16 protein-coding genes are annotated in these 16,762 nt (G+C 65.5%); 8 read left to right on the top strand and 8 right to left on the bottom strand.

The genetic code is table 11. The annotated features are described in order from the left end of the window. Nucleotides 1-12: 12 nt before the first annotated feature. The gene (locus Q8R75_RS08805) at nt 13-1,974 is read left to right on the top strand and encodes an ATP-binding protein (protein WP_305611439.1); all 1,962 of its coding nucleotides are present in this window, start codon (nt 13-15) and stop codon (nt 1,972-1,974) included. 93 nt (nt 1,975-2,067) lie between these two features. Here the strand turns inward: Q8R75_RS08805 and Q8R75_RS08800 are convergent, their stop codons facing one another. The 8 genes from Q8R75_RS08800 to Q8R75_RS08765 form a co-directional block, all read right to left on the bottom strand. Next, complete coding sequence (locus Q8R75_RS08800) at nt 2,068-3,453, bottom strand: alkaline phosphatase PhoX (RefSeq protein ID WP_305611438.1); 1,386 nt, start codon at nt 3,451-3,453, stop codon at nt 2,068-2,070. A 332-nt stretch (nt 3,454-3,785) separates the two neighbouring features. Next, nucleotides 3,786-4,226: a DUF2721 domain-containing protein gene (locus Q8R75_RS08795; RefSeq protein WP_305611437.1), complete on the bottom strand. Its 441-nt coding sequence runs from the start codon at nt 4,224-4,226 to the stop codon at nt 3,786-3,788. 9 nt (nt 4,227-4,235) lie between these two features. After that, nucleotides 4,236-5,081, bottom strand: coding sequence for a 23S rRNA (adenine(2030)-N(6))-methyltransferase RlmJ (gene rlmJ / locus Q8R75_RS08790; RefSeq protein ID WP_305611436.1), 846 nt, complete (start codon nt 5,079-5,081; stop codon nt 4,236-4,238). Nucleotides 5,082-5,447: 366 nt separating this feature from the next. Then, nucleotides 5,448-7,484 carry a Cache 3/Cache 2 fusion domain-containing protein gene (locus Q8R75_RS08785; protein ID WP_305611577.1) on the bottom strand — a complete coding sequence of 679 codons (2,037 nt, stop codon included), beginning with the start codon at nt 7,482-7,484 and terminating at the stop codon, nt 5,448-5,450. 91 nt (nt 7,485-7,575) lie between these two features. Beyond that, the gene (locus tag Q8R75_RS08780; RefSeq protein WP_305611578.1) at nt 7,576-8,469 is read right to left on the bottom strand and encodes a TraB/GumN family protein; all 894 of its coding nucleotides are present in this window, start codon (nt 8,467-8,469) and stop codon (nt 7,576-7,578) included. Continuing rightward, nucleotides 8,466-9,416 (bottom strand): Nudix family hydrolase, encoded by a 951-nt coding sequence (locus tag Q8R75_RS08775; RefSeq protein WP_305611579.1) that lies wholly within the window; start codon nt 9,414-9,416, stop codon nt 8,466-8,468. The genes Q8R75_RS08780 and Q8R75_RS08775 overlap by 4 nt, the downstream gene beginning before the upstream one ends. Before the next feature lie 19 nt (nt 9,417-9,435). After that, on the bottom strand, nt 9,436-10,308 hold the full coding sequence (locus Q8R75_RS08770) for an ATP-binding protein (protein ID WP_305611580.1): 873 nt from the start codon (nt 10,306-10,308) through the stop codon (nt 9,436-9,438). Next, complete coding sequence (locus tag Q8R75_RS08765) at nt 10,295-10,444, bottom strand: hypothetical protein (protein ID WP_257080157.1); 150 nt, start codon at nt 10,442-10,444, stop codon at nt 10,295-10,297. The genes Q8R75_RS08770 and Q8R75_RS08765 overlap by 14 nt, the downstream gene beginning before the upstream one ends. A 112-nt stretch (nt 10,445-10,556) precedes the next feature. Here Q8R75_RS08765 and Q8R75_RS08760 point away from each other — a divergent pair, with 112 nt between their 5' ends. The 7 genes from Q8R75_RS08760 to Q8R75_RS08730 all read left to right on the top strand — a co-directional run bounded on the left by Q8R75_RS08760 (nt 10,557) and on the right by Q8R75_RS08730 (nt 16,761). Then, nucleotides 10,557-11,852, top strand: a complete 1,296-nt coding sequence (locus Q8R75_RS08760) for a murein transglycosylase A (protein WP_305611582.1) — start codon at nt 10,557-10,559, stop codon at nt 11,850-11,852. Nucleotides 11,853-11,877: 25 nt separating this feature from the next. Next, entirely contained in the window at nt 11,878-12,687 is an 810-nt protein-coding gene (locus Q8R75_RS08755) for an enoyl-CoA hydratase-related protein (protein ID WP_305611583.1), read from the top strand. Nucleotides 12,688-12,707: 20 nt separating this feature from the next. Then, entirely contained in the window at nt 12,708-12,989 is a 282-nt protein-coding gene (locus tag Q8R75_RS08750; protein WP_305611584.1) for a hypothetical protein, read from the top strand. A 78-nt stretch (nt 12,990-13,067) separates the two neighbouring features. Then, nucleotides 13,068-13,787, top strand: coding sequence for a flagellar brake protein (locus tag Q8R75_RS08745; RefSeq protein ID WP_305611585.1), 720 nt, complete (start codon nt 13,068-13,070; stop codon nt 13,785-13,787). A gap of 112 nt (nt 13,788-13,899) precedes the next feature. Then, nucleotides 13,900-14,259 carry a hypothetical protein gene (locus Q8R75_RS08740; RefSeq protein ID WP_305611586.1) on the top strand — a complete coding sequence of 120 codons (360 nt, stop codon included), beginning with the start codon at nt 13,900-13,902 and terminating at the stop codon, nt 14,257-14,259. A gap of 71 nt (nt 14,260-14,330) precedes the next feature. Then, nucleotides 14,331-15,431 (top strand): mechanosensitive ion channel family protein, encoded by a 1,101-nt coding sequence (locus tag Q8R75_RS08735; RefSeq protein ID WP_305611587.1) that lies wholly within the window; start codon nt 14,331-14,333, stop codon nt 15,429-15,431. A gap of 94 nt (nt 15,432-15,525) precedes the next feature. Beyond that, complete coding sequence (locus Q8R75_RS08730) at nt 15,526-16,761, top strand: NnrS family protein (protein ID WP_305611589.1); 1,236 nt, start codon at nt 15,526-15,528, stop codon at nt 16,759-16,761. Nucleotide 16,762 lies beyond the last annotated feature (1 nt).

Raw genomic sequence — 16,762 nt, 5'->3', positions numbered from 1 at the left:
ACGAGCCATGACATGAAGCTCGCTCTCGAGACCGAAATCCTGTTTCGCATTTCGCTGTCCATCGGCGACAGCACACAGCTGGAGCCGATGACGCGACGCGTGCTGTCGGAGACGCTGCGTCTGCTCAACGCCAGTGGTGCTGCCGTGTATGCGCGCAGCGGCGATGTGCTGGAGCCGGTCTGCATGCTGCCGCGTACGCTCGGGCGCAGCGCTCGCTTTCCGCTGCTGCGGGCGCGCTGGCCTTCGCCGGCCGAAGTGGCAGGTCAGGGCTGGATGATCGTCGAACTGGAGGGCGTCATCCACCACCTGGTCGACCTTCCCGGGTTCGGACTGCTGGTGATCGAGCGCAGTGGCCCGGTGCTGGAAAGCAGCTTCCTCGACAGCTTTCTCGCCCTGGCCCGCAAGCTGGCCAACGCCTGTCGCGCATGCCTGAGCGACGAGGCGCTGGAGCGCGAGAAGCAGCGGCTTGAAATGGCCACCTCGGCCGCATCGCTGGGCGTATGGAGCTGGACACCGGCCACCGGCGCGCTTGACTGGGACGCACTCATGTGCGCCATGCACGGCGTCGAGCCGACGGTCTTCGGGCAGCGGCTCGACGACTGGCTTGATCGACTGCTGCCGATCGATGTGGGGCGCCTGCGAAGCGGGCTGGACGCCGCACTGGCAGGCAAAAAACCGCTCGATGAAGACCTGGGTGTGCAACAGCCGGACGGCAGTGTGCGGGTGGTGCGCGTGCTCGGACGTGCCGGTGTGCATCAGGTGTCGGGTGTGGCGCTCGATGTGACCAGCCGGCGCGAAACGAATGCGGCCCTGCGCCGCGCACGGGACGCCGCCGAGGCGGCCAGCCGGGCGAAGAGCGATTTCCTCGCCAACATGAGCCATGAAATCCGTACCCCGATGAATGGCGTGCTCGGCATGCTCGACCTTGCGCAGGACGCGGCAAGCGAGTCGGAGCTGCGCGAGTACGTCGCGGTGGCGCGCAGTTCCGCAGAGTCGCTGCTGGCCATCATCAACGACATACTGGATTTTTCCAAGATCGAAGCGGGGAAGGTCGAGGTCGAATCCGTACCGTACGACCTGGGCGATCTGCTGGGTGAAGTGCTGCGCATGATGGCCACGCAGGCAGGTCGGAAATCCCTGCCGCTCAAGCTCGAGTGCGATCCCGGTCTGCCACGGCTGATCTGCGGCGATCCGTTACGCGTGCGTCAGGTGCTGCTCAATCTGGTCAGCAACGCAATCAAGTTCACCCCCCGGGGCAGCGTCACGATCCGGGCTGGCGTGCGCGTCGATTCCGCTGCGCAGGAGCGGCTGTCCATCTCTGTGATCGATACCGGCATCGGTATTGCACCGGACAAGCAGGCTCACGTATTCGAAGCGTTTGCACAGCAGGACAGTTCGACCACACGCAGTTATGGCGGTACCGGTCTGGGGCTGTCGATCTCCAGCCGCCTCGCCTCGCTGATGAGCGGCCACATCGCCCTGAGCAGCACACCCGGAGAGGGCAGCGTGTTCTGCCTTGATCTTCCGCTCGTACGCGGCAACGCGGTGCGGGTCGAGCCGGCAGTTGCCGGCGCGGAACCGTCGACTCACGCATTCAGCATCCTGCTGGTGGAGGACCATCCGGTGAATCAGAAAGTCGCCGAAGCGGTGCTGACGCGCAGCGGTCACCGGGTCACGCTGGCAGAGAACGGCATGCAGGCGCTGGAAATGATGGTCGATGGGGGATTCGATCTGGTGCTGATGGACATGCAGATGCCGGTGATGGGCGGCGTCGAGGCGACGCGGCTCATTCGTGAAATGGAGCGCGAACTCCGGCGCCCGGCGGTGCCCATCTTCGCGATGACCGCAAACGCGCTGGAAGAGGACCGCGTGGCCTGCATCGACGCCGGCATGAACGATTTCCTGACCAAACCGCTGCTGCCGCGCGTGCTGCGCGAGAAGATCGCGGCACTGGCTGAAGGCTTGCCGGAATGAGCGCGCGCACCGCCCCTGCGTGTAGAGCGCAAATGGCAGACGAAAAAAGAGGGGGCCGAAGCCCCCTCCCATTGCTGCGGTGCTACCAGTGGATCAGCCGACGCGGCGACGCGCCATCAGACCCATCAGGCCGAGGCCGGCGAGGAACATGACGTAGGTTTCCGGCTCCGGCACGGCCGTGATCTGCAGCAGCGTGTCGTTGCCGCTGCTCGGGTGCTGGATGTTCACGTAGGCGACGTTCGGGTTGAACTTGTCGAAGTACAGGCCGGTAGGCTCGGCGCCCACGGTCGACATCGACGCCCAGCGGCTGACCGATTCGGCCACGCCATCGCGGTCAGCATCATTCGCAAACCAGATGTCGGCGCGACCGCCCGGCTGGTCTTCGCTGATGTAGATGTTGCCGTTGGCATCGATCGCGATGTTGTCCGGGCTGGTGAATTCGCTGCCGACGGCGGCACCGGTGACCGAGTTGAAAGTCGCGCGGCTGACGAACAGCTTCATTTCGTTGGTCGCAAGATTCAGCGAATACACCTCATGGGTGGTGGTCGTCGCGATGTACAGAATTTCGTCACCGTTGCCGAGCACCTGCAGTTCGATGTCTTCCGGACGCTGGTAGTTGGTGCCGCCGACCATGTCGGCTGCGGCGCGGCCGTCCATCGAGAAGCTGCCGCCGCCCATGTTCAACATCGCGCCAGCGGTGGTGGCCAGCGGGGTGCCGGTGCCGGTCGTGATGGCTTCCCAGGTGGCAGCGCCGACGGCATTCGAATTGCTGCCGCCGTTGGCCTTCAGCACGAAGGTCTGACCCTTGTCGAAGTAGCTGTTGCCGGTGGTGGCAGCCGGTGCGGCCGACACGTACTTGTAGATCGAGCCGCCGTTGAATTCGTCGATGAAGTAGAAGCTGTTGTTCTTGTCGAACGCGCCACCTTCATGGGATACGCGCGGCACGACGTTGCGATGCACGAAATCGGCGCTCGAGGTGTCGGCCAGCGGGTTGGTCACTTCGAACAGGCGACCGTTGGTGCTGTTGGTGCCCCATGACTCTTCAGCCGTCATGTAGGTGCCCCACGGCGTCCAGCGCGAAAAGTCGCCGGACCTGAAACCCTGGGTGCCGGACTGGACGATGGTCTTGGTAACGCCGGTCCACAGGTCAGTGCGCTGTACGCCGCCAGCGCCTGTTTCGAACGGTGCGTAGAGGTAACGGCCGGCATCGGTGCCGGTTTCGTTGGCGGTGATCATGTCCCAGTTGCCGCTGTTCGATTCGCCGAGACCGAGCTGGGTGTTGCGATCGGCCAGGACCTTCTGCGAAAAGAACGGCGACGACAGTTGCAGCGGTGCGGTTTCCGGCAATGAGCCGGCAGCGACGTTTCCGGCCAGTGCCGTGAAGTTGTCGAAGTAAGTGTTGTCAGCCGCGGAAACCTGGTGGGCGGAAGCGCCCATCAGGCCAATGGCGGCAGCTATGGCAAGTTTGCGGGACTGCATTGTTGGACTCCCTGATTGAATGCCTTGCGAACGACAAGGTGCCAGCAGGGTAGTCAGCACGCGTGATGTTGCCGTGATGCAGATAGATGGGGGCACTGGTCCGAACGGCGCATCGTTTGTTAACCGCGCTTAATGTCCCGCAGTGCGAGGTGTGAATTGAGCACTTGCGGGTGGAAATTCGGAACGCAGTTAAAGAGGGCCGCGTTCATGCCGGGTTCGTTGATCAGTGCAGCAGGCTCCGCTGCGCCCTGCGCCGGATCGATCGAATCAATGTGTCAGCCCGCGTCGGCCCACGACCTCCGCCGGAATGGCCTGAAGCGGGGGACGGCTGGCTAGCGGTTGGCGTGGGTGGCGGTAAACACCGCCACAAACACTTCGCGCAGGAACAGGCTCAGCGACATGATCAGAGATAGCATCGCCAGCACGAAGAAGCCGGCCAGCAGGTCGGACAGCACGACCGTGAACAGCACGCCGAAGAAGGCGCAAGACACCACCAGACAGACCAGCAGCGCCGACAGCACGGCGAAAAGCACCGCCAGATAGACCAGGCGCGCACGCTGCGACAGCAGCGCAAGTTCGGTCGCATTGCTCATCGTTTCGTCTTCGCACTGTTTGCCGCCGCGCGCCAGCACCACACGGCGGCGGTCGATGATGCGACCGAGCCGGTTGTTCAGCGTGCCGATCAGCGTGGCGATCGCGGTCAGCAGGAACACCGGTGCCACGGCCAGACCGATGGCGTGCGTGATGGTGTCGATGGTGGTTTGCAGAACCATGGCCGTGCCTTACGGAATCTTGAATTCGAGTTCGAACTTTGCGCCGTCGTCGAGTGCCAGCGTGCGCGTAAGCCATGGCATGACGGTCTTCAGCGTGGCCGGCAGTGTCCATGGCGGATTGACGATGAACAGGCCGCTGCCGTGCATGCCGAACCCGTCCGGTGACGGCTTGCGCGTGGTCAGCGTCACGTGCAGCCAGGCCGGCACCGGCAGGCGTTTGAGTTTGGCCGGCAGGTCGCGCGATTCCATGCGGTGCAACTGCGGGTACCACAGGCAGTAGGTGCCACCCGGAAAGCGCGTGTTGGCGTCACGCAGCGTTTCGAACGCCAGCCGGTAGTCTTCGCGGATTTCGTACGGCGGGTCGATCAGCACCAGCGCACGGCGCGGGGGTGGCGGCAGCAAGGTGCGCAGGCCGGAGAAGCCGTCGGATTTGTCCACCTTCACGCTGCGGCCAGCCTCGGCGAAGGCAGCGTTCAGCAATTTGTTGTCGGCCGTGTGCAGTTCAAACAGGCGCATCCGGTCGTCGTCGCGCAGCAGCGCGCGCGCAATCATCGGTGAGCCCGGATACGCGCGCAGCTTCGCGCCGCTGTTGAAGGCACGCACCAGATCCACATAGGTCGCGAGCTGCGGCGGCAGGTCGGGCGCCGACCACAGTTTTGCGATACCGCCGGCGTACTCGGCGTTCTTGGCCGCGAAACCGCTGTCGAGCGCATAGCCGCCGGCACCGGCGTGCGTGTCGATGTACCAGTAGGGTTTGTCCTTCTGGTTCAGGTGCTGAAGCAGTTCAACGAGTACGAAGTGCTTGAGCACGTCGGCCGGGTTGCCTGCATGGAAGGCGTGGCGATAGCTGAGCATGGCGGGGCGGGGGTTGTGGCCGCTGAGTATACGCTGGCCGCCACCGTCATCATGGGGCTTCGGGACACGGCGCGGGTTTGGTGCGCTGCGTGGTGTTCGGCTCTTCGGTCAGCCGCTTTTGTTGGGCATCGCTGCGCTCACCCCAACCTACGAAGCGCGCCAGAAAATTGCCGTTGGCACAGGACATTGCCCGACATGACCCGAGATGAGGTTCCAAACCCGTTGGTGGGGGTGAGCGCAGCGATGCCCAACGCCCTCCGGAAAACGCGCGACATACCCGAGCCCGGCGCCACGCCCGTAGGTTGGGGTGAGCGCAGCGATGCCCAACGTCACACGAAACACCGGCGGCCCCCCGGTCCTTGATGATCAGACTACGAAGCGACCGACATTGTCCTGCAACTGGCCGGCCAGCTTTTCCAGACCGAGTGTTTCGCCGTCGGCGCGCCGGGTGATGTCGGCATTCTGTTCCGCCATGCCGGCGATGCGTTCCACGCCCTGCGCCACGCTCTGACTGGCGCTGCTCTGTTCGCGCGTGGCGGCGGCGATTTCCTTCATCGCCGAGGCGGTGCGTTCGCTCTGCTCGCTGATGACGCGCAACACGGCACCGGCTTCGGTCGCCCGGCTCACGCCGGTGGCGACCTGACCGCTCACTTCGCCGATGCGTTGCACGACCTTGTCGGCGTCGGCCTGCACGCTGCTCACCATGCTGGCGATTTCCTTCGTCGAGGCGGCGGTGCGTTCGGCCAGCTTGCGCACTTCGTCGGCCACCACGGCGAAGCCGCGGCCGGATTCGCCGGCGCGTGCTGCTTCGATGGCCGCGTTGAGCGCCAGCAGATTGGTCTGTTCGGCGATCTCCTGGATGATGCGGCCGACGTTCGAGATTTCGCGTGTGCGGCCGGCCAGATCGGTCACGGCGGTCGACGCGTCGTTGATGTCGCGGGCGATGTGCTGCATGCCGTCGACCACGGCGTTCAACTGGCGCTCGCCGTCGATCGCGGCGCTGCGCGCTTCGCGGCTGACGGCATCGGCCACACCGGCGCTGTCGGCCACGTGCGTGATGCTGACCGACAGTTCCTCGATCGCGGCGGCAAGGCCGGCGGCGGCGCTGCTCTGTTCGGTCGAACCTTCGACCACTTCGCTCGAGCCGGCGCGCAGCGAACGCGCCGCTGCGCCTACGGCGCGGGCTGCGTCGGCCGTGGCAGTGATCAGCGTGGCAGTCTTGCGAGTCGCTTCGTTGATCTGCACGGTGATCAGGTCCAGTTCGTTGCGGCTTTCGCCGGCCTGCACCGCAAGACGCTGGCTGAAGTCGCCATTGCCCAGCCGGTTCATTGCCGCCGACACATCCTTCAGGCGCACGAGACGGCTGTGTGCCAGCCACCACGTGAGCGCAGCCAGCAGCAGAGCGGCGCCGACGCAGATCATGATCAACTGGTTGCGCAGCCGCACGCCGGCGGCCGTGAATTCGGCGACATGCGCGCCGGAGGACACCATCCACCCCCAGGTGTCCGATGTACGGAAGGTGGTGAGCTTCGGCGCCAGGCTGCCATCGGCGAGCGGCCAGTCATACGTCAGCTGGCCGTTCTTCATGTCGAGCTGTTGTGCGATGACGCTGGTCAGCACCGGATTGCCGATGTCGGCGATCGTCTTTCCGCCATGTTCGGGGTGCAGGATCATTTCGCTCGCGTCTGCCGACTCACCCGGCTTCAGGATGTTCAGGTAGCCGGTGTCGCCGATGCGCAGGGTTTTCAGCGACGCGAACAGCTGGTCGATGCCCTGTTGCACGTCGACCCGTGCCGACAGCGCGCCGACGACTGTGCCCGAGGCGTCCTTGATCGGTTCCAGCGAGGAAATGTAGAAGCGGCCGTTGCGGATCACGACGCCCGAATAAGGCTTGCCGGCAAGCAGGGTATCGGTTTCCTTGCTCTTGTTGATGGCCTTGCCGGCCATTGACTTGCCGTCCTTGTCCTTCAGCAACGTCGCCACGCGGACGAATTCGTCGCCGACGCGCACCATGACCGCCGGATCGGCACCGATCAGGTCGCGCAGCCCGCTTACACGGTCAGTGTCTCCGTTCAGTACTGCGCCATTGACGCGCGCGATGCGCACCGCGCCATAGCTGCCCATGGGCATCGTATCGTCGCCGATGACCACGTCAGCGCCGAGCCCGCGTTTGAGCGCGCTCATGCCCTTTTCGGCACTGGCCATTGCGTTGTGATAACTCAGGTCGAGCAGTTTGACCGTGGCGTCGGCCTGCTCACCAAGATGGGCCTCGGTCTGTTGCAGCGTGGAGCGCTGGGTGGACATCGATACGATGATGATCAGCGACGCAAAGATCACTGCGCAAAGCAGGCCGATCGAAATCGAAAGCTGGTGTACCACCGAAAGGCGGCTGAATGCGTTCATGGGAAGTCTCCTGTAGGTCCCCGCAGTGCCTTGAGTGGCCGCGCGAGGCAACTTGCAAAGAGATTCACGGCACAAGCCCGAAAAACTGGAGTCAGGCGATGCGGTCGGTGGTACAGCCGGCCTGCAGCAGGCGCGCGAGCACGCCGTCAGGGCCGGTCAGGTGGGAAGCGCCGAAAGCGGCAAATACGCCGCCTTCGCGGATATGCGGCAGCAGGCGTTCGACGAAACGCGCATTGCGCTGGCCGAGCAGCGACTGCATGAACAGATCGGCGTGGCGCCGCAGCGCCTTGTCATCGCCGATCAGCCGGGCATTGATGCGCGCCAGCTCGCCGATACCGCCGGCCAGCCAGGCGTCGGTCATCGGTGCGACACCGGCCTGTATCGCATCATGCCGGCGCGCGCTGTCGATCAGCAGTGCCATGACCGTCGCGTCGGGCAGGCGCGCGATCGCATCGATCTGTTCCTGCACGTTTTCGATCGGCAGAATCTTCCTGCCGGCGGCGCGCGCGCGGCGCACCAGCACCTCGTCGAGCGTGGGCTGCGCGCCGCCGACCGGTTGCAGCAGCGTCACCAGCGCCGCCCACGGGCGCAACCGTGGCTGCACGCGTTCGTCGACGCCATGCAGTGCGAGCATCTGCGACACCCGCGGCCAGTGCTTGCTGCCGACCTTTTTCGGCAGCTCGTCAGCCTCGGAAGTGCTGGCGGCCATGAAGGCATTCACGGCATCGGCGTCGGCCACCAGTTCCGGCATGAATACGCGCGCCGCTTCTATATAGGTGTACAGCGGAGCAGCACGGTCGAGCACGCGCGGCTCACCGCTGTGCAGCGTGCCGAAGAGATGACTGACCGGTGCGTCACCGAGCGTGATCTTCCACAGCAGGCCGTGATCGTAGGGGCCGGTCGGCGCCGCGCGCAGTGCCCTCGGCAGCGTGCTTGCCAGGGCGATGGCGCCGCACTGACGAAGAAAGAGGCGGCGCGCTGTCATGCCGCCCAGGCGCCGCGGATCGCGGCGATGCCGTGCGCACCGCAGCCGTGCGCGGCCTGCCTGTGCGATGCGTCGAGTCCGCCGATGGCAAACACCGGAATGCCGCATTCGGCAACCAGCGCCGTCAGTGCAGCCCAGCCCAGGCCGGCTGCGTCGGGATGGGTGGCGGTCAGCAATACCGGGCCGACCACCGCGTAGTCGAGTCCGAGCTGCGCGGCCTGCGCGAGCTCGTCGGCCGTGTGGCAGGACGCGCCCACCCATTCGAAGTCGGGGCGGGCCGTCAGCGCGGCAAGCTGCGACGACTTCAGATGCACGCCGTCCGCCCCCAGCGTGCGGGCGAGCGCTGGCTCGCCGTTGAGTACGGCAGGCGAACCGCCGGCGTGCGCCAGCCGGACCGCTTCGGCGGCGAAGGCCTGGGTTGCGTCATCCATCACCGGTTCGCGGATCTGCAGCAGCAGCCGCTGCCGCGCACAAGTCCGGCGAATGGCGTCGAGTTGCGCCGCGTGACCGATCTGCCAGGCATGGGTGATGGCCATGAAACCGGGCAGGCGCAGCGATTTGAGCACCGGCCCGTTGGCCGGCAACATCGGCCCGACGGTCAGCACATCGGCCTGCTGCCAGCTCAGCGCGCTGTGTACATGGTCCTGCAGCGCGCCCTGCCAGGCTTCGACCCGGAAAAAATGCAGCCGCACGAAGGCGTGTTCGTATTCGTGCGACAGCGTCAGCCAGGGCGAACAGGCTGTGACCGTGATGCCCAGTTCCTCGTCCAGCTCGCGCTTGAGCGCGTCGACCGGCGCTTCGCCCGCTTCCACCTTGCCGCCGGGAAACTCCCAGTAGCCCGGATAGAAGGTGCCCGGCGCGCGCTGGCCGAGCAGGAATTCCCGTCCGCGCGCGCTGTCCCGGAAAATGACGGCCGCCGCGACGGCGACCTGTTTGCGTTCGATCATGCGCCGGCCCTCGATGCGCTCACTTTGCCGCGTGCTGCCCCGCCCAGTCGCGCGCGAACTGCCAGGCAACGCGGCCGCTGCGCGAGCCGCGTTCCAGCGTCCAGCGCAGCGCATCGGCGCGGCAGGCTTCGATCTGGTCCGGCGGCACGCCGAGCTTTTTCAGCCAGTGGCGAACGATGTCGAGATATGCCTCCTGATCGAAGGGGTAGAAGGACAGCCACAGGCCGAAGCGCTCGGACAGCGAAATCTTTTCCTCCGTCGCTTCGCCCGGATGCACTTCGCCGTCGACATGCTTCGCTTCGTTGTTCTCGGAGAAGTATTCCGGCATCAGGTGACGCCGGTTCGACGTGGCATAGATCAGCACGTTGTCGAGCACCGCCGACACCGAGCCGTCAAGAATGCTTTTCAGCGCCTTGTAGCCGGGTTCGCCGGATTCGAACGACAGGTCGTCGCAATAAATGATGAAGCGCTCGGGCCGGTTGGCGATCAGGTCGGTGATGTCGGGCAGGTCGACCAGATCATCGCGGTCGACCTCGATCAGGCGCAGACCCTTCTTCGAGAAATCGTTCAGCAGCGCTTTCACCAGCGAGCTCTTGCCGGTGCCGCGCGCACCGGTCAGCAGCACGTTGTTGGCCGGCTTGCCTTCGACGAACTGCCGGGTGTTGGTGGTGATGCGGGCCTTCTGCACGTCGATGTCTTTCAGATCGGACAGGCGCAGCTTGTGCGGATGGGCAACCGGCTCCAAACGGCCGCGACCGTTGCTGCGTCGCCAGCGGTAGGCGGTCGCCTTCCAGTCGGGTGGTGCCGGCGGCGCCGGGATCATGTGTTCGAGACGATCGAACAGCGCATGCGCGCGGGCGATCAGGCTTTCGAAACCTTCACGGTCTGTCATGGTCGTCCTTGTTGTCGGTGAGCGCCTTCGGCGGTTCGGTGTCGGAGGCGTCCTTTTCCTTGCGCGGCAGCGTCCACCACAGGATGAACAGCAGCAGGGCCAGCGCAACGCCGGCTTCGAGAAGGAATATCCACATGGGTGAAGTGTCCGCGAAACGTCCGTCTTCAATGCAGCCGTCCGGCAGGACCGCTGCTCGTTATCATTGCACCCTCAGCGTCTGCGGGCGCGCCAATCTAAAGCACATCACGATGTTCCAGCAAATCCGCCGCGGCGTACGGTTCGCCATGCTCGCTTCGGCCGCCGCGTTGTTCGCCGCCTGCGGCTCGGCTCCACGGCCCGGCCCGGCGAGCGCTGCCGCTCCCCCGTCCTGCCCTGAGGTGCAGCCTGCCGCTGCGCCGACCCAGGTCTGCCCGGTCTGCCCGGCGTGCGCCGCGTGTCCGGTCTGTCCGCCGGCTGCTCCGGTGCCCGAAGCAAAGCTGCCGCCGCGTCTGGTGGCCGCCGAGTGGTCCGCGCTCGAAGGCTGGGCCGACGACGATCTGCGCGAGGCCTTGCCGGCGCTGCGCGCCAGCTGCAGCGCACTGGCCAGTCGTGCCGAATGGCGTGCACCGTGCGCTGCGCTGGGCTCACTCGCCCAGGAAGACAGCGCTGCGGTGCGGGCGTTCTTCGAATCGGCTTTCCGCCCATGGCAGCTGCTCAATGGCGACGGCACCGACCAGGGGCTGGTGACCGGCTATTACGAACCGCTGCTGCGGGCGAGCCGTACGCGTGGCGGTATATATATGCACCCCATTCACGCGGTGCCTGACGATCTGCTGGTGATCGACGTCGCCAGCCTGCATCCGGATCTGAAGCATCTGCGGCTGCGCGGTCGCGTCGAGGGTCGCAAGGTGGTGCCTTACTGGTCACGCAGCGAACTCGACGCCCGTGCGGCCGAATTCGACCGCAAGGTGCTGTTCTGGGCGGCAGACGCGCTTGATGTGTTTTTCCTGCAGGTTCAGGGCTCCGGCCAGGTGGAACTGCCGGACGGCAGCCGGGTGCGTGTGGGCTATGCTGACCAGAACGGCCACAGCTACCAGTCGATCGGTCGCTGGCTGGTTGACCAGGGCGAGTTGAAGCTCGAGCAGGCATCGATGCAGGGTATCCGGCAGTGGGCGCGAGCCAATCCGTCGCGGGTGGCGACAATGATGGCGGCCAATCCGAGCTACGTGTTCTTCCGCGAACTGCCTATCGGCAAGCAGGCCCCCGGTCTGCCGGAAGGCCCGCTCGGCGCGCTCGGCGTACCGATTGCCGGCGAGCGGGTGATCGCGGTCGATCCGCGCAGCGTGCCGCTGGGTGCTCCGGTGTGGCTGGAGACGACGCGCCCGAATAGCGCCGACCCGCTGCGTCGCCTGATGATGGCGCAGGACACCGGTGGCGCAATCAAGGGTGGCGTGCGGGCCGATTTCTTCTGGGGTTTCGGTCCTGACGCCGGCGCGCTGGCGGGCCGCATGCGCCAGCAGGGCCGCATGTGGGTGCTGCTGCCCGCCGGCGTCACACCGCCGTAAGCAGCGCGATGACAGGGAGGGTTCGATGAACGATCAGGCGCACGGCCACATCCTCAGTGCGTGCGAACAGGGCATCGCGACGATCACCATTTCGAACCCGGCACGACGCAACGCGTTTTCGGTCGCCATGCTGCAGGCCATGCGCAGGGCGGTCGAGGCGAATCTGGCCGATCCGCACTGTCGCGTGCTGGTGCTGCGTGGCGCCGGTGGCTGCTTCAGCGCCGGCGGCGACATCAACGATTTCCGCGCCACCCTGTATCTGGAGGCGCCGGCGCGGCTTGATGCCTACCGTGCCTTGATCGAGAACTGGGTCAATCCGGTCATCCTCGCGTTGCGCCGCGCGCACCAGCCGGTGTTGTCGGTGGTGCAGGGCGCCTGCGCCGGCTACGGGCTGTCGCTCGCGCTGGCGTCCGACTGCGTGATCGCCGCCGATGATGCGATTTTCAGTACCGCATACACAGGTCTGGCACTGCCGTGCGACGGTGGCCAGTCGGTGTTCCTGATGCAGGCGCTGGGCGAGCGGCGCGCGCGCGAACTGATGTGGTCGGCGCGTCGCGTCGCGGCGCCGGAAGCGCTGGCGCTCGGCCTGGTCGAACAGGTGGTGCCGGTTGCCGGGCTGGATGCCGCAGCGCAGACGCGCAGCGCCCAGTTCGCGCGCGGGCCGCGTCATGCGCTGTCGGAAATCAAGCGCTTGCTGGTGGCTGCCGGTCCGTCACTCGAAGCACAACTCGCGGCCGAGGCGCTGGCTTTCGCGCGCTGCGCGGCGACGATGGATTTCGTCGAAGGAGTGACCGCGTTCGCCGACAAGCGCGCGCCGCTGTTCCGCGGGCGCTGAACATTCATTCAAGGGTGACGATGCAGCGCCTGCATGCCGGGGCCCTGGCGGGCGTTCGCCGCGCGGCCACCCGGCAGCATCCGTTGTTCCGTCAGGCCGGTAACGGATTCAAGCCGGCCCGGCGCGAGTCGATATCACTTGCGTGCATTGATGGATACCGCGGCGGGCGGATGGCGCTGTCACGTTTTCCGATGTCCGGGCGGGCGGGAATTTGCGCGGTCAGCGAGCATTCCGAGAAACAGTTCCCAAAGGAATCGTCATTCCGGACCGTTATCGATAAAGAATTTGTTGTGCTGACCTGAGCGGGGCGCCGCGTGAGCCGCGCCCGGGTTCCGAATTTCCGATGCCGCGCAGCATCGACCACTGATTCCGGCAAAACGATGAACAACAGCGAAGCGGGCATGATCGAGGCGGTGGCGCAGGGCGCCAATGCGCCCGGTGTCGTCAAGGACGTGCTGTTCAAGGACATCGGTCTCAAGATCGGCGACCGGCTCATTCTTGAACCGCCGCCGAAGCTCGGCGAACAGCTTGGAATGGTCAAGCTGATCGGCTACGTCAACGATGTGAGTGTGCTGGTCACGATGCCCGACACCCGCGCCTGGGCCGGCCCGCCGATCGAAGGCGACGAATTTGCGGTGCGCGCGTTTTCGGGCCGTCATGCCTACGGTTTTTCAACCACGGTGGGCAAGCGCTCGGTCAACCCCTTCGAGTACCTGCACCTGCAGTTTCCGCGCCGCATCACGATGCGCCAGATCCGCAATGCGGAGAGGATTGCCACGACCATCAGTGCCCGTGTTCTGGATGGCGCCGAGCCGGTGTCGACCACGGTAACCAACCTCAGCGCCACCGGTGCCGAACTGCGCGCCTGGGACCCGCCGCGTGCCATCGGTGAAACGATTTCCCTGGAGTTGATCCTCGACATCCACAAGGTGCGTACCCGCGTGGTGGTCAGCGCAACCATCCGCAATACGCATGACATCGTCGATACCGGCGAAGCGGCCTACGGCGTCGAGTTTTCCGACGTCAACGCACAAACCAACATCTTCCTGAAAAGCTTCGTTTACCAGAATCTGGTGGAACAGCCGCACAAGCGACTGTGACCTGCGTGGCCGGTGCCGGGCGCATGGCGGCTGGCGTCAGCGGGCGCCGATAGGCGAGAACGGCGCTTGCGATGTACTGTCTTGTCTGAAGCAGACAACAGGAACCGCAGTTATGGAACGTCACAGGCACACCACCCGCCCGCACGGCGCGTCGGCCAGCACCCGGCCGGCCGGACCTCTTGCGAAGTTGTTCGCCGCTCTGGCCGGCGTGATCCTGCTGGTACTCGGCCTGATGTTTTCAGTGGTGATCATTGCCGTCGCGATCGCCTTTGGCCTGGTCATCTGGGGCTGGATATGGTGGAAGACGCGTGCGTTGCGCCAGCAGATGCGCGAACAGATGGAAGCCCGCATGGCAGCCGGAGAAGGCGCTTCAGCGCCATTTTCCGACGGCGAAGGGGCGCAACCCAGTGGACGCGTGATCGAGGGTGAGGTCATCCGCGCTGACGACACCCCACCGCCGCCGGAGCGCTGACTGCACACCCTGCCACCCTGGAGTGCCCGCCCCGGCGCTCTTTTTTCTTCAATGTCCGTCCGGAATAGTCCATGACAGAGTTCATCCATCGCGTCGGCCTGGGTTTTCTTGCCGAGCCCTGGATCGCCCGCATCATCATCATTCTGGCGGTCACGGCAGCAGCCAACCTGCTGGCCGAATTCCTGCTGCGTCACGTGCGTCGCGTCACGGTGCGTACGGTCAACGTATGGGATGACGCACTGGTGCGTTGCGCCAGCCGGCCCATGCTGGTCGTGATCTGGCTCATCGGGCTGTCGCTGGCGGTTGACATCTTGCGACGCCACGTCGACGAACCCTTTCTCGAGTACGTCGTGCCGTTGCGCAACATCGGCATCGTCCTCTGCCTTGGCTGGTTCCTGATGCGCTTCATCGGGCGGGTCAGCGAGAACATCGTCGCCGCGCGACTGGTGCGCGGCGACGAGATCGATCGCACCACGGTCGATGCGTTGAGCAAGCTCGGTCGGCTGGTGGTGGTCGTTTCGGCGCTGCTCCTGGTTCTGCAGACGCTCGGGGTAAGCATTGCCGGCGTGCTGACGCTGGGCGGCATCGGCGGTATCGCGGTGGGCTTTGCCGCGAAGGACCTGCTGGCCAATTTCTTTGGCGGGCTCACGATTTACCTCGATCGGCCATTCAGTGTCGGCGAATGGATACGTTCGCCCGACAAGGCGATCGAAGGCACCGTGGAGTACATCAGCTGGCGCCACACGCGCGTGCGCGCCTTCAACAAGAACCCGATCTACGTGCCGAACGCGCTGTTTACCACCATCGTGGTGGAGAACCCCTCGCGCATGACCAACCGGCGCATCCGCGAAGTCGTCGGCGTGCGCTATGACGACCTGCCGAAGGTGGCCGCCATCGCGAACGACATCAGGGCCATGCTGCAGGCCCATCCCGACATCGACAACGCGCAGACGCTGATCGTCAATTTCACCGCCTTCGCCGCGTCGTCGCTCGACATCCTGATCTACACCTTCACCCGCACCACGGTGTGGGTCGAGTACCACATGGTCAAGCAGGACGTGCTGCTGAAGATCGCCGACATCATTGCGGCGCACGGCGCGCAGATCGCCTTCCCGACGCAGACGCTGCACGTCGACCTGGAGCCGCTGCCGCCGGATGCTGCACCGGCTTGATCCGGATCAAGCCGGTGTTGAAGACGGATTTTGAAGATATAAGTAGAATACATGTTCAAAACTGTCTTCAATACTCAATTTCCGGAGCCCGATCATGGCCACCCTGCTGTCGATACAGGAAGCGGAACAGCCCCTGCCGCATGCGCCATCATGGGGCGCCTTTCTCGAACTCGGTTTTCGCCCGGTCTATCTGGCCGGCGCGCTGTGGGCACTGATCGCGGTCGGGCTGTGGATATTCGCACCGCACTGGCTGAACGGCCCGCTCGCCGGGGTGGCCTGGCACGCGCATGAAATGCTTTGGGGCTTCGTGGCCACCATCGCGGTCGGCTTCCTGATGACGGCCGGCGCTGCCTGGACCGGCATCAACCCGGTGCAGGGTCGAGCGCTGGCCATTCTGTGCGCACTTTGGTTGGTGGCGCGGCTGGGCTTTCTCGCAGGTAACGGGATGCCGTTCCTGATCGGCACCCTTGCCGAACTGCTGTTCTTCACCCTGGCTGCCGCGGCACTGCTGCGCGCCGTCGTGGTGTCGCGCAATGTCCGCAACTACGCCGTCCCGCTTCTGCTGCTGGCACTGGGCGTGTCCGACGCCCTGTTCCTGCTGGCGGCGCATGACGGCGACTACGCAACACTGATGCGCCAGTTCAACGCCGGTCTGCTGATCATGACGCTGATCGCGCTGCTGGTGGCGCGCCGGGTCATTCCGTTCTTCGCCATGCGTGCCGTGCCGGGCCTGCAGATTCCGATGCAGTTGCGCAGCGGCCACATGCAGCTTGGCGCCAGCGGTGTCGCCGTCGTGTGCCTGCTGGCCGATTTCCCGGTTGCGCAGGCACTGGCGCTCGCCGTGGCCGGCGCCCTTTCGCTGCAGCACTGGGTCAGCTGGAAACCGCAGGCCGTGCTGCACAAGCCGCTGTTGTGGATACTGTATCTGGGCTACGCATCGCTCGGCGTCGGCCTGCTGCTCGCTGCGGCGTCGGTCGCGGGCTTCGGCGCGCGCCCGGCGCTGCACATCCACGTGATCGCGATGGGCGGCTTTTCGCTGCTCATCATCGGCATGATCACGCGCACCGCACTCGGTCACCTCGGGCGTCCGCTGGAAGCCGATCGCAGTATGGTCGCCAGCTACGTGCTGGTGATCGCGGCCACCGTGCTCAGGCTGCTCGCGCTGCAGCCATCCGCCGCCGCCCTCCACCTGCTGCATGTTGCCGCGTTGCTCTGGGTGGCGGCCTTCGCGCTCTACCTGTGGCGCTTTGTGCCGATGATGATCCGGCCGCGTGCCGATCGCCCGGCGCCGGCCGCCGTGGCGGCGACGATTGCGCGCCCGGGCCACTGAC

This window comes from Methyloversatilis sp., assembly GCF_030696805.1.
Lineage (GTDB): Bacteria > Pseudomonadota > Gammaproteobacteria > Burkholderiales > Rhodocyclaceae > Methyloversatilis.
This window is presented reverse-complemented; position numbering and strand designations above follow the sequence as displayed.

Coding starts and splice junctions, on each gene's coding strand:
- Q8R75_RS08805 (WP_305611439.1), top strand. CDS start 13: ATGAAGCTCGCTCTCGAGACCGAAATCCTGTTTCGCATTTCGCTGTCC.
- Q8R75_RS08800 (WP_305611438.1), bottom strand. CDS start 3,453: ATGCAGTCCCGCAAACTTGCCATAGCTGCCGCCATTGGCCTGATGGGC.
- Q8R75_RS08795 (WP_305611437.1), bottom strand. CDS start 4,226: ATGGTTCTGCAAACCACCATCGACACCATCACGCACGCCATCGGTCTG.
- rlmJ (WP_305611436.1), bottom strand. CDS start 5,081: ATGCTCAGCTATCGCCACGCCTTCCATGCAGGCAACCCGGCCGACGTG.
- Q8R75_RS08785 (WP_305611577.1), bottom strand. CDS start 7,484: ATGAACGCATTCAGCCGCCTTTCGGTGGTACACCAGCTTTCGATTTCG.
- Q8R75_RS08780 (WP_305611578.1), bottom strand. CDS start 8,469: ATGACAGCGCGCCGCCTCTTTCTTCGTCAGTGCGGCGCCATCGCCCTG.
- Q8R75_RS08775 (WP_305611579.1), bottom strand. CDS start 9,416: ATGATCGAACGCAAACAGGTCGCCGTCGCGGCGGCCGTCATTTTCCGG.
- Q8R75_RS08770 (WP_305611580.1), bottom strand. CDS start 10,308: ATGACAGACCGTGAAGGTTTCGAAAGCCTGATCGCCCGCGCGCATGCG.
- Q8R75_RS08765 (WP_257080157.1), bottom strand. CDS start 10,444: ATGTGGATATTCCTTCTCGAAGCCGGCGTTGCGCTGGCCCTGCTGCTG.
- Q8R75_RS08760 (WP_305611582.1), top strand. CDS start 10,557: ATGTTCCAGCAAATCCGCCGCGGCGTACGGTTCGCCATGCTCGCTTCG.
- Q8R75_RS08755 (WP_305611583.1), top strand. CDS start 11,878: ATGAACGATCAGGCGCACGGCCACATCCTCAGTGCGTGCGAACAGGGC.
- Q8R75_RS08750 (WP_305611584.1), top strand. CDS start 12,708: ATGCAGCGCCTGCATGCCGGGGCCCTGGCGGGCGTTCGCCGCGCGGCC.
- Q8R75_RS08745 (WP_305611585.1), top strand. CDS start 13,068: ATGAACAACAGCGAAGCGGGCATGATCGAGGCGGTGGCGCAGGGCGCC.
- Q8R75_RS08740 (WP_305611586.1), top strand. CDS start 13,900: ATGGAACGTCACAGGCACACCACCCGCCCGCACGGCGCGTCGGCCAGC.
- Q8R75_RS08735 (WP_305611587.1), top strand. CDS start 14,331: ATGACAGAGTTCATCCATCGCGTCGGCCTGGGTTTTCTTGCCGAGCCC.
- Q8R75_RS08730 (WP_305611589.1), top strand. CDS start 15,526: ATGGCCACCCTGCTGTCGATACAGGAAGCGGAACAGCCCCTGCCGCAT.